This window comes from Arthrobacter mangrovi (genome assembly GCF_026011795.1).
GTDB lineage: Bacteria > Actinomycetota > Actinomycetes > Actinomycetales > Micrococcaceae > Crystallibacter > Crystallibacter mangrovi.
The window spans coordinates 42,578-53,239 of record NZ_BRVS01000022.1 but is presented as its reverse complement, the minus strand read 5'-3'; the positions used below and the strand labels follow the sequence as shown (position 1 = coordinate 53,239).

At 63.2% G+C, this 10,662-nt stretch carries 12 protein-coding genes; 7 read left to right on the top strand and 5 right to left on the bottom strand.

What is annotated here, in order from left to right:
* The 7 genes from AHIS1636_RS16070 to AHIS1636_RS16040 form a co-directional block, all read left to right on the top strand.
* On the top strand, window positions 1-1,194 hold a 1,194-nt coding region (locus tag AHIS1636_RS16070; RefSeq protein ID WP_264796854.1), incomplete at its 5' end, for an acetate--CoA ligase.
* Window positions 1,195-1,922: 728 nt separating this feature from the next.
* Window positions 1,923-2,132 (top strand): hypothetical protein, encoded by a 210-nt coding sequence (locus tag AHIS1636_RS16065; protein ID WP_264796853.1) that lies wholly within the window; start codon window positions 1,923-1,925, stop codon window positions 2,130-2,132.
* Between the two features lie 58 nt (window positions 2,133-2,190).
* Window positions 2,191-2,388: a hypothetical protein gene (locus tag AHIS1636_RS16060; protein WP_264796852.1), complete on the top strand. Its 198-nt coding sequence runs from the start codon at window positions 2,191-2,193 to the stop codon at window positions 2,386-2,388.
* A gap of 32 nt (window positions 2,389-2,420) precedes the next feature.
* Window positions 2,421-3,071 carry a hypothetical protein gene (locus tag AHIS1636_RS16055; protein ID WP_264796851.1) on the top strand — a complete coding sequence of 217 codons (651 nt, stop codon included), beginning with the start codon at window positions 2,421-2,423 and terminating at the stop codon, window positions 3,069-3,071.
* Between the two features lie 159 nt (window positions 3,072-3,230).
* Entirely contained in the window at window positions 3,231-4,409 is a 1,179-nt protein-coding gene (locus AHIS1636_RS16050; protein WP_309298618.1) for an IS30 family transposase, read from the top strand.
* 142 nt (window positions 4,410-4,551) lie between these two features.
* Window positions 4,552-5,124 carry a recombinase family protein gene (locus AHIS1636_RS16045; RefSeq protein WP_264796850.1) on the top strand — a complete coding sequence of 191 codons (573 nt, stop codon included), beginning with the start codon at window positions 4,552-4,554 and terminating at the stop codon, window positions 5,122-5,124.
* 166 nt (window positions 5,125-5,290) lie between these two features.
* A complete protein-coding gene (locus tag AHIS1636_RS16040; protein WP_264796849.1) occupies window positions 5,291-6,832 on the top strand; it encodes a GAF domain-containing sensor histidine kinase in 1,542 nt (513 codons plus the stop codon).
* A 384-nt stretch (window positions 6,833-7,216) separates the two neighbouring features.
* Here the strand turns inward: AHIS1636_RS16040 and AHIS1636_RS16035 are convergent, their stop codons facing one another.
* From AHIS1636_RS16035 to AHIS1636_RS16015, 5 genes are all read right to left on the bottom strand, one after another.
* On the bottom strand, window positions 7,217-7,399 hold the full coding sequence (locus AHIS1636_RS16035) for a hypothetical protein (RefSeq protein ID WP_264796848.1): 183 nt from the start codon (window positions 7,397-7,399) through the stop codon (window positions 7,217-7,219).
* Window positions 7,400-8,051: 652 nt separating this feature from the next.
* A complete protein-coding gene (locus AHIS1636_RS16030; protein WP_264796847.1) occupies window positions 8,052-8,576 on the bottom strand; it encodes a hypothetical protein in 525 nt (174 codons plus the stop codon).
* A gap of 291 nt (window positions 8,577-8,867) precedes the next feature.
* Entirely contained in the window at window positions 8,868-9,173 is a 306-nt protein-coding gene (locus AHIS1636_RS16025; protein ID WP_264796846.1) for a hypothetical protein, read from the bottom strand.
* Window positions 9,173-10,159, bottom strand: a complete 987-nt coding sequence (locus AHIS1636_RS16020) for a caspase family protein (RefSeq protein WP_264796845.1) — start codon at window positions 10,157-10,159, stop codon at window positions 9,173-9,175. Before AHIS1636_RS16020 ends, AHIS1636_RS16025 begins: the two co-directional genes overlap by 1 nt.
* Window positions 10,160-10,165: 6 nt before the next feature.
* Window positions 10,166-10,537, bottom strand: coding sequence for a TIR domain-containing protein (locus AHIS1636_RS16015; RefSeq protein ID WP_264796844.1), 372 nt, complete (start codon window positions 10,535-10,537; stop codon window positions 10,166-10,168).
* Between the last annotated feature and the right edge of the window lie 125 nt (window positions 10,538-10,662).

Genomic DNA, 10,662 nt, shown 5'->3' with positions numbered 1-10,662 from the left:
CCGGTCCCGCACGACTCGGAGCACCCGCTCTTCATCCTGTACACCTCCGGCACCACGGGCAAGCCCAAGGGCATCCTGCACACCACCGGCGGCTTCCTCGCCCAGGGCGCGTTCACGCACAAGGCGACCTTCGACCTGCACCCGGAGACGGACGTCTACTGGTGCACCGCGGACATCGGCTGGGTCACCGGCCATACCTACGTCACCTACGCCCCGCTGATCAACGGCGCCACCCAGCTCATGTACGAGGGCACGCCGGACACCCCGCACCAGGGCCGCTGGTGGGAACTGGTGGAGAAGTACAAGGTGTCCATCATGTACACCGCCCCGACGGCCATCCGCACCATGATGAAGTGGGGCGAGGACATCCCGGCGAAGTACGACCTGTCCTCGATCCGCGTCCTAGGCTCGGTCGGCGAGCCGATCAACCCGGAGGCCTGGATGTGGTACCGCCGCGTCATCGGCGCGGACAAAGCCCCCATCGTCGATACCTGGTGGCAGACCGAAACCGGCGCCCACATGATCGCCCCGATGCCGGGTGTCACCGAGACGAAGCCGGGCTCGGCCCAGGTCGCGGTGCCCGGCATCGCCGTCGACGTCGTCGACGAACTGGGCGAACCCGTGCCCAACGGACACGGCGGCTACCTCGTCGTGCGCGAGCCGTGGCCCGCCATGCTGCGCGGCATCTGGGGCGACCCGGACCGCTACAAGGACACCTACTGGTCCCGGTTCGACAACATGTACTTCGCCGGGGACGGCGCCAAGAAGGACGACGACGGGGACATCTGGCTGCTGGGCCGCGTCGACGACGTGATGAACGTCTCCGGGCACCGGCTCTCCACCACCGAGATCGAGTCCGCCCTGGTCAGTCACCCGTCGGTCGCCGAGGCCGCCGTCGTCGGCGCCACGGATGACACGACCGGCGAGGCCGTCGTGGCGTTCGTGATCCTGCGCGGCAGCGCCGCGGAGGACCCGGAGATCGTGACGACGCTGCGCAACCACGTCGGCAAGGAAATCGGCCCGATCGCCAAGCCCCGCCAGATCCTCGTCGTCCCGGAACTGCCCAAGACCCGCTCCGGCAAGATCATGCGCCGCCTGCTCAAGGACATCGCCGAAGGCCGCGAAGCAGGTGACGCGAGCACGCTGTCCGACAACACCGTCATGCAACAGATCGCCACCTCGCTCAAGGGCTGACACCTGCTACCGCGGCCTCTAGCCCCTGACCCAGAAACGACGTTGCGTGACACACCACCGTTGCAAAATCACCCTCAAGGCAGCTGCCGGTAGCGCCTGGAGTGCCCTCCAGAACCAGCTGCAGACCGCCCATAAAGAAGTCCGGTCCCCGGCCGTTTCCGGTGGAAGATACCGTACGAATTACCCGACACCGCCATGCTGCCTATCCGTCGCCGTAAGCCCTGAGGTTCCCTACGGCATGACCTATGAGCGGAACAAGCCCGGAATTTCCCCCCTAGGAATACCCCGCTGCCACACCCCGCACCCTACCGAGACCTGACGGCGCCTGACTCGGCGCCGTCGGAGACGGGCGCCTCCGCCACGGACACCGCCACCATTACCCCTGCAGGTGTTCCCCAGGCGACCGTTCCGCCGGTCACTACCCGGCAGCCACGCTGGATCCGGATTCCTATCCCCCTACAGGGGTCCGGATCCAGCGTCGGACACAGCAACGTTTATACCGACGGCCAGGCTCCGCCGCTGCCGCGCGAACCGCTCCGTCGCTGGAAACTTCCGCACGGGTTCCACCGGGGCAGGACCTTGGCCACGGCGTCCTGCCCCGGGCCCTGGATCGCATGGGTCGCCCCGAAGCCCCCTGTCACCTCTGCTTTTGACGGCTGCGCCTCCGACAGATACCACCACACCCACCCCGCCTCGCCGGCACCGGCCTACAGAAAGGCAATGGCACCATGACAGACAGCACCGGCAGTGCTTTCGACTCCGCCGTCCTCCGCCCCGGGGACCGCATCGACGTCCACAGGAGCGGGTACGTTCCCCGCAGTGGATACGTCGAAGACACGATGCCGCAGCTTAACATCGTCTGGATCCGGGAAGTGCGCACCGGGGAACGCAGAATGATCTCCACCGACGAGTGCCTCATCTTCCGATACGAGATCTGAACGATCAAGCCGATCAGCCAAGCACCTCCCAGCTCCCCCTATGGAAGGACTACGACCCATGACGCGGCAACACATCAGCGCAACCAGCGCCGAGGAGGCAGACAAACTCCTTAACGACGTCGTCGAAGAACTTCTGCATCTGGCCTGTCAGCAAGGCGGTCCCGGCATCCTCGTCACTAGGACAGGCCCGGGACAGTTCAGTGTCGAACTCAGCGACAACGTGCCGTACGGCCTCACCTTCGAGGCCATCGCCTGAGCAGGGGCCCACCGGAGCCGTACGGTAGCCGGATGGAACGCTTTGCAGGGTTCATCGCGGGTCTGGGCACCAGCACGGGTCGCCGACTGGTGGTCGGGCACTGGATGGACTCACCGCTCGGCGCCTTCACGGACGTCATGATCGAGGGCCGCGACGGGCTGCGGACACTGCTCGCCCCCAACCGGGCGGTGGCCGACTATGTGTCCGCGACCTACCGCTTCGACGACGTGGTGGTGGCGCCGCTGGACGCCAGCCTGAGCCCCGCCGGCGAACGGAGCGCGGAACCGGGGAACGGACCCGGGACCGCCGCACTGGTCCTCCGCGTTTCCGGAGGCCCGCTGGAGCTGCGCGCCGACCTGGGCCCCGTGACAGCGTTGGGCCGGATGCTGCAACTGGTCCCCGCCCGGATCGCCGTCCACCCGGCGTGGCTGGCAGCAGTGAACCGCGCCGCGGGCATCCTGCTCCCGGGGGTGGCCACCGCCGGGACCGCCGGAGGCGGACGTCGGGAGTACTATGGCGTGCGCTCCATCCGTAGCGTCGAGCGCGCCACGGTGAGCTGGAACGGGGCCGGCCTCGGGCCCCTCGCGCCGGTGGATCCGCCCGTGGGCTTCGGCTTCAGTTCCGTCCCCCGCACGCCGCAGGCCGTGGCCGTCACGACGACGATCCTCCCCGCCCGTCGCTGAGGCGGGACCGTAGCGGAAGGAGGTTAGCGGCGTTCATGGCCGGAGACAACAAGACCTATCCCTTCTCAAGGTTGGGAGTTGATCGCCTGCGAGTCGCATAAGCCAGTGGCGAGTTCAAAGGGTCGTCGCAACGCCGCGTTTTGATGTGAGGTGTTGTGTATGGTTTCCCGACGGGATTTGGCGGGTATGCGGGCCGCGTTTTGGGTGTTGATGGCCGGGGGTTCCACATTGACTGCGGCGTGTGATGCTGTGGGTGTGAACAGACAAACAGGGCGGCGTTGGCGCCTGGCAACCGGCGGACGAATACCGCGGAGACGCCTCAAACCCTCCGGGCGGTATCTGTCATTGGATGAACGCTTGCAGATCGCAGATCTGCGGTTGTCCGGTGCCTCGGTGCGTTCGATTGCCCTCGGGATCGGGAGGTCGGCTTCAACCGTAAGCCGTGAGCTGCGTCGAAACGGCAGCACCCGTAATGCCTATGCTCCTTATGCCGCGCAGAAGCGGGCAGAGTTCCGCGGACGCCGGCCGAAGGCCAGTAAGTTTGACTATCCCGAGCTGGCATTACTGGTGCAGACCAAACTGTGCGTGAAATGGAGCCCGGAGCAGATCAGTCTCCACCTCGATGAAAATTTTCCCGACCAGAGCCGGATGCGGGTCTCCCACGAAACCATCTACCAGGCCCTGTTTGTTCAGGGGCGCGGCGGGCTGCGCACCGGCCTGCACCAGCATCTGCGCACCGGCCGCGCGGTGAGGCGGCCGCGCGGACGCACCGGAAAACGCCCATCAAAGATCCCTGACATGGTCCTGATCAGTGAACGCCCTGCCGAGGTCGCTGACCGTGCCGTGCCCGGGCATTGGGAGGGCGATCTAGTTCTTGGCTCGAACTGCCGGTCGGCCATCGCCACTTTGGTCGAACGCAAGACCCGCTACGTGATGCTCGTCCATCTCCCTGATGACCACGGCGCCCCGGCCGTCCGCGACGCGCTCCTGGCCGTGATTGCCACCCTCCCGACACACCTGCGCAAGTCCCTGACCTGGGATCAGGGCACCGAGCTGGCCAGGCACCGGGAGATCACCCTGGCTACGAAGATGGACATCTATTTCTGTGACCCGCACAGTCCTTGGCAACGCGGCTCCAACGAAAACGCCAACGGCTTGCTGCGGCAGTACTTCCCCAAAGGGACCGACCTGTCCGTCCACGCCCCGGAGCGTCTGCTGGAAGTTGCAGCCGAACTGAACGACCGGCCCCGCAAGATTCTCGGCGGAATCAGCCCCGCACAAGCCATGCAGCGGCTACTGTTGGACCCCGAAGTGCCCCTCGTTGCAACGACCGCATGAATTCACCGGTCCTTCACCGCAATACTCGATCGCCGCTCCCCTGCCGAAGAAAATTCCATACAACTACTGGGCTCGTCGATTCGCATATACCCCGCCCGTTAAAAAGCCCGGTTAAGGTGCCCCAACCGCTACACTCAGTCGGGTGACTGCACACCTCGTCGGATACGCCCGGGTTTCAACTAATCAGCAGGACCTCACAGCCCAGCGCAACGGGCTAGCTGCCCTCGGTGTCCCCGAGGATCGGATCTACACCGACCACGGGCTGACCGGAACGAATCGCGCCCGCCCTGGATTGCGCGAGGCGATTGCCGCGGTCCGCGACGGCGACACCCTGGTCGTGACGAAGCTTGACCGGCTCGCCCGCTCTGTCCCCGATGCCCGGGACATTGTCGAAGAGCTGACGAAGAAGGAAGTGAAGCTCAGCATCGGCGGCTCCGTCCATGACCCCTCGGATCCGGTCGGCCGGCTCCTCTTTAACGTCCTGGCGATGGTCGCCGAGTTCGAAGCCGACCTCATCCGCGCCCGTACGCGTGAAGGCATGCAGGTCGCCAAGGCCAAAGGCCGGCTCCGCGGTAAGCAGCCCAAGCTCTCCAAGAGTCAGGAAGCCCACCTTGTCTCCCTATATAAGGGAGGCAACCACACGACCACGGAGATCGCGGAACTGTTCAAGGTTGCCCGCAGCACGGTGTATCGGATTGTCCAACGAACTCCCTAACTCAAAAACACGCTCAACCCACGGCAGACGCCGCGACGAGGCAAAGCCCTCGACCAGGGACAGGGACAGTAATGCAATCCGCTGACCGGATAAAAACGCGGGACCGGCAGGTCCCCCGGCTGGCTCGTCTTTTCCGGTGACGCCCTTGATGGGCGAACATGGTGATGTGACCGATCGTACAGACGGGCTGATTGACGCCCGTGCCCGGATCGCCGGCCTGCTTGATTCCGCCGCCGACGGAGCCGAAGAGCTCAGCCTTCGCGCCATCCTGCAGCGACTAGTCCGGGTCGCCTGCCGCCGGACCGGAGCCGGCTACGGGTTGCTGGATTTTGGTGCCGCCAACGGCCGGGACACCGGCCGCTTCATCGCTGCTGCCGGCGGAGCAGCGGCCGGGTCCGGGGTCCTGCGGCCAGAAGATCTCGTGGCTTCGTGGGATAACACAGCTTCAGGTCAGGCGGCCGGCGGTGCCGGGATCCTCAGGCTGCCCGTCCGGACGCGCAGAGCCCTCTACGCCTACCTGTACCTGGCGGATTTGCATCCTGAAGCAGGCATTGGCAGCCAGGCTGAAGAATCGGCCGGCGACCTGGCCGGACTGGCCGGCGCCGCGATCGATAGCGCCTGGCGCCGCAGGCACTGGCTGGCATCGATCATGGAACTTCCCCGGCGGCTTCCAAGGGAAGGAGACGTTCTCCGGCTAATCACCGAACAGGCCCTGAACGCCGGACACGCCGAGCTCGTCCTGGCCGCGGCACCTACCAGCGGGGGCGGGCTGCGCTGTCGGGCAGCAGCCGGGACAAACCGCGAGCTTTACGTCGGCAGAGATCTGCCGGCTGCAGACAGACCGGCAGATAGCTTTCCGGCAACCGACCGGCCCATCCTAGGCACGAGCGTGCACTGGCTGGGTCCCGCGCACCCGGCATCGGCTAGGTGCGCCCTCGTCCCCCTACACCTTCCCGGGGAACCACCCGGACTCCTCCTGCTGTTCCGCAGCCCCGGGGCCGAAGACTTCTCACCGGTTGACCTCGACATGGCCGCCGCGTTCTCCGAGCAGGCCGCCCTGACCGTGGAACTGGCCCGCGCCGAACGCCTGCGGGAGGCGCACGCGCTAAGCGCCGAACGCGACCGGCTCGCCGGGGAACTCAACGACCTGGTCATCCAGCGCTTGTTCGCGGCAGGCCTGGGCCTGCAGAGCCTGCGCCGATTCGCCAACGAGGACGAGGCCCGTCAGCGGATCAGCGCCCTGACCTCGGAGATCGACCACGCGATCACCGAACTTAGAGCTGCAATCTACGCGCTGGCACCCGAACCCGCCGACGCGGAACCGCTCAGCCGGCAGATCCTGCGCACCATATCCGACACGCCCCCTGCTTCCGGCCTCAGGACCACCGTAGACCTCAGCGGCGACCTCGACGCCGCCTCTGCCAGCCCCGCCGCCGATCACCTTTTATCCGTGCTCCGGCACGCCCTCGCGCACGCGGCCAAGACCGGGGACATCGCGGATCTGCGTGTATCTGCCGCACTCCAGGACCGCCTGCTGCGGCTCGGCCTCGAAACCAACGGACCCGCGATCGGCCTCACGGCCCTGGCCGCACAAACCGGCGCCGCCCGGCACACACTGCACATGACGAAGACCGCAGACAACACCACCCGACTGGAATGGGCCATTCCCTGGACGCCAGACGCCGCCGAAGACCCTTTACGGGACTAAACCCGCACCGCCCCGCACCCTGGGTGAAACGCCTACCCGTCGACAGAGGCTCCGGGAGACGGGCAGCGTTCTGCCTGTTCACCCGTCCGTCCGGCCTGTCCAAACAAAGGCCCAGGTCCGCTATAGCTGGGAATAGGAGCGTGAGACTCATTGATGAGACAACCTAGCCCCAAAGTAACCGCGGCTACGCGACACCACCAGTCGGCCGGCGCCCAGTCCTGATAACCGGTTGTATTTCGAGACTCAGCAACGGCACGGATAGGGCATCTTGCGTGCTTTTTTCATCGTGCGGCCTAAACGTGCATCCAAGCAGCACAAATGGACTGAGAGGTCGCATGGACGTTAGCCAGCTCGACGGCGGACCGTGCTCTTTGTGCTCGGGAGTCACGGTCGTCGCTTTGCTGCGTCGGCGAGCTTGTCTAGTGAATCAGGGTCACCCGCGATCTCCACTCTGCCTGTCTCTGTCACCACAGTCATAGCCTGGTTCCCCAGGCCAGAGACGTACTTCCGCTCCCTGCCGCTGATAGCCCGGCGCTCGGGACGCACCTCCAGAACCTGGATCTTCATGGGGCGCCCCGATGGTTCTAAGGTGTCATACACGGCGGGCTGAAAGTCGATCCATCCAACCTGAGGCGTCGCGATGCCCATATTCCAGATTCCGCTGAGGGAGCCCGGACGCGAGTCGGGGTAACGCACATAGGCCAGAACTTGGCCATGCTCGTCGAGGCGGGCTGCTGTCCTGCGAGATCGCCGAGATTCGAACGCCCACACTATGCCAGAAGCTGCGGTCCACATTCCTGATTCGATGCTCGCGTCTAGTAACGGACGCCCGAAAAGCAGGAAGACAACCGCCAGGATCAACCACTCAACAAGCAACGCCAGTGCCGTTGCCCACCGGGGATGCAGTCGGACCCATTGCTTCATGGCGAGATCTTAGACAACTGAGCTTCCAAAAACCTCAGGCACCGGTGTCGATGGGCAGCCTCATCGCAGGGGGGCGCGTTAGAGGGCCTTCTGGTAGTCGATCCCCTTGCGGGCTGCGAGGTGACAAATAGCGCTGCACAAAGACCGCCATTTACCGTTGCGAGTCACACAATATGTTGTTCGCCGATCGAAGGTGAAGGTTGAAGAGGAAATGGTCGTCTGTTGTCCATATGGCTCGCTCTGCCTTTGACACGGCTTTGCACCGCGTCCGGTTTGGGGTAGGCCGGGACAAATACTACTTCCAGCCCGCTTGGTATTGGCGAAGCTTCTTAGTTGTCTCCTTCGAAGCGCTCCCGCTCACCCGAATGAAATCACTCATCTCGGCGGCTGCGTCCCTTTCCCAATTCTCCAACTCCTGTTCCCATCCCTCGATGGTCTGGGTTAGCTTCTCAAGCTGTTCTTTCACGCCAGCCGAATAGGGATTGCCTGGGGCTAGGGATACACGACCATCACGGGCAACGAAAGTCCGGTCCGGATTCCTAATGACGTGCTCCGCCATCTCCAGTCGGAGCCCAGCTCTCATATCCCTTAGCGTGGCGATATTCTGCGCGAGTTTCTTATGCTGCTGGCGGGACTTGCGCCTTCGGGCCCCCAGGCGCAGCAGCTGGAACACACCTCTCCATGAGAAATCGGCGAATACCACCAGCCACAGCTGAGTCGCTGGAAGAACCATGACACCGAAAAGCCCGAAGTACATGGCCCAGAAGGCAAGCTTTCGCGTGAAGGGGAAGTCGAGGCCCTGTGATTCTCCCAGTAGCACCTGCAAGGATGTGACGCCGGCATAACCTAGGCCAAGAGCACGGACGAGGCAAAGAAGCCTAGACCGTATCGCCTGAGAGGTAGGAGCTTGTGCCAGCGAATAAGACGGATTTCAACGACGGCTGCTAAACCAAGCACAGGAACGATTTGTGCAACGACGGTCCAGTAGGCAACGTTGTCCTGCTGCATTTCGCTGAATCCTTATGACAATTTGCTGGTTAATCTTCGCTCCGGTGCTGTGCTACCCCAGCACCGTTCCAAATCCAGTTCAATGCAATAGCGAGCAGAGCTCTCAGTCCGGGTAATGCCGGGCCTTATTTTGCTGGACTCGGATCAGAGCGGCGAGGTACTCGCGGGCTTGCTCGCGGTCACTGTCCTTCTCACTATCGCTCAGTTCTGAGTACGGAGTGGATAGTTGCCTGCTCCACCGGTCTACGAGTGTCGCCGGAATGAGAAGGCTGCCATCCTGACCTTCGATGCACTGAGCATGCAGGTACCGCTGCCAGTGCGCCCACCGGTCATGCTCAACTGCAGCAACCGCTTCAAGGGCCGCTTCGGTTTGTAAGAAATCGACAAGGTTGGATTCGGACCGCATCATCAAATCAGCCTCTGGTCGACGAGATTCCAATAGTGCTGGCCAAGTACGGTGAGCTCGCATGCCTTGCTTCCCATGGCCGCATGGTACATATGCGGAGCATCCACTGGGCGGACTAGGTTTACCTTGACGTAGTTTTGCAGGATCTTGAACGTCGCGTTCCTCGCTGGATTCGGTGCTGGGATTGATGGGTCAGCCGTTTGTTCAGCGGATCGTTCGGGTTCGTAGGACGGATCAAGGGGAAGCTGGTACTCGGGAACTGGGAAGATCGATGTGAGCTGCTGCAACTCCGTGAGTGCGACTGGGGCTTTCGCGCGCCGCAACGATACGAAGGTCTTCACATTCGTCTTGAAGACGGGCCGTTGCTGCCACGGCCCCAGCGACTGGTCGATGTGTGCATAGACGCTACCGGGAGTGATGTCCCCGACCAGGTTTGCTGCAGCCCCATTCAACGCGTCCACGAGGAGGCTGGTGAAAACTCCCGAGCCGCCTTCCTCCATCGCGTACTGATCCGCCGTTGACGCGGCCAAGATCGTGACCCCGTCCCGGATTTCTGCCTGCCGGGCATCGATAGGGTCGGTCGCCGCAGCACCGCTATGACAGCTGTCAAGCATGATGACCTTGTTCGTCGCTGGCGATTGATTGGCCAGAGTCATCACCTCGCTCAGAGAAAGTCCATCGTCGCCAGTGCGGGCATCACTGGAGCATAGGAAGCCGCCTGTGTCTTCGAGATAGCCGTGCCCGGAGAAATAAAACAGCGCTACTTCAGCGTCGTCACGAAACAGTTCTCGGACGGCATCCTTTAGCTCCGACCGCCTAACAGCAGCTCCAGAACCTGTGCTGGTCAGCAGCCGTGGATTTGGAAAGTTGAGTGTCCCGTCTGCCTGTCGCTCCAGGACCGCGTTCACACTGTGGGCGTCATTCACGCAGCCGCGAAGACCCCCAATGTGCTCGTAGTAGTCGATTCCGACAATGAGTGCTTTACGCATCTGCTTCTACAGGGAATCGATAAAGTCGCTGATGTTCTTGTCACTCCAGGTGACCGTGCGAACGCCGGCGACGGAGGTGCGGTCGTTGGAGTAGGCCCAGATACCGAGAATGGGCTTTCCTTCCTCTTTCGCGCAGGAGATCTCCCACTTCTGGCCGGAAGATGTGAGTGAATTACTGCTGACTAGCACTATCACGCCGTGCGATCGCTTGATTCGCGTGCGGACTTTAGCCTTCCAATCAGAGTCGTACGCTTCCTTCACCGACATATCGATGAACTCGTAGGGCGCTCGGGGGGACAGCGACTGCCCCTTCAGGAAATCCCGCTGCCGCTCATCCTCAATTGCGAAAGCAACGAAAACGATCTTCTTGTCTGTCATTCCCCTTAATCCTTTCCCCAACACCATCACCGTCTCAGCCTATCGACTGGTCCTGACAAAAAGTGGTGGATCGGTTCACCGTGTAAGAGCCCGGACGATTGCTCCCCCTTCAACCGCCCGGGCAG

What these genes read in the sequence shown, in the direction of transcription:
- AHIS1636_RS16020 (WP_264796845.1), bottom strand. Translation starts at nt 10,159, where the DNA reads ATGCGTAAAGCACTCATTGTCGGAATCGACTACTACGAGCACATTGGG.
- AHIS1636_RS16035 (WP_264796848.1), bottom strand. Translation starts at nt 7,399, where the DNA reads ATGAAGATCCAGGTTCTGGAGGTGCGTCCCGAGCGCCGGGCTATCAGC.
- AHIS1636_RS16060 (WP_264796852.1), top strand. Translation starts at nt 2,191, where the DNA reads ATGACGCGGCAACACATCAGCGCAACCAGCGCCGAGGAGGCAGACAAA.
- AHIS1636_RS16015 (WP_264796844.1), bottom strand. Translation starts at nt 10,537, where the DNA reads ATGACAGACAAGAAGATCGTTTTCGTTGCTTTCGCAATTGAGGATGAG.
- AHIS1636_RS16050 (WP_309298618.1), top strand. Translation starts at nt 3,231, where the DNA reads ATGGTTTCCCGACGGGATTTGGCGGGTATGCGGGCCGCGTTTTGGGTG.
- AHIS1636_RS16055 (WP_264796851.1), top strand. Translation starts at nt 2,421, where the DNA reads ATGGAACGCTTTGCAGGGTTCATCGCGGGTCTGGGCACCAGCACGGGT.
- AHIS1636_RS16065 (WP_264796853.1), top strand. Translation starts at nt 1,923, where the DNA reads ATGACAGACAGCACCGGCAGTGCTTTCGACTCCGCCGTCCTCCGCCCC.
- AHIS1636_RS16025 (WP_264796846.1), bottom strand. Translation starts at nt 9,173, where the DNA reads ATGATGCGGTCCGAATCCAACCTTGTCGATTTCTTACAAACCGAAGCG.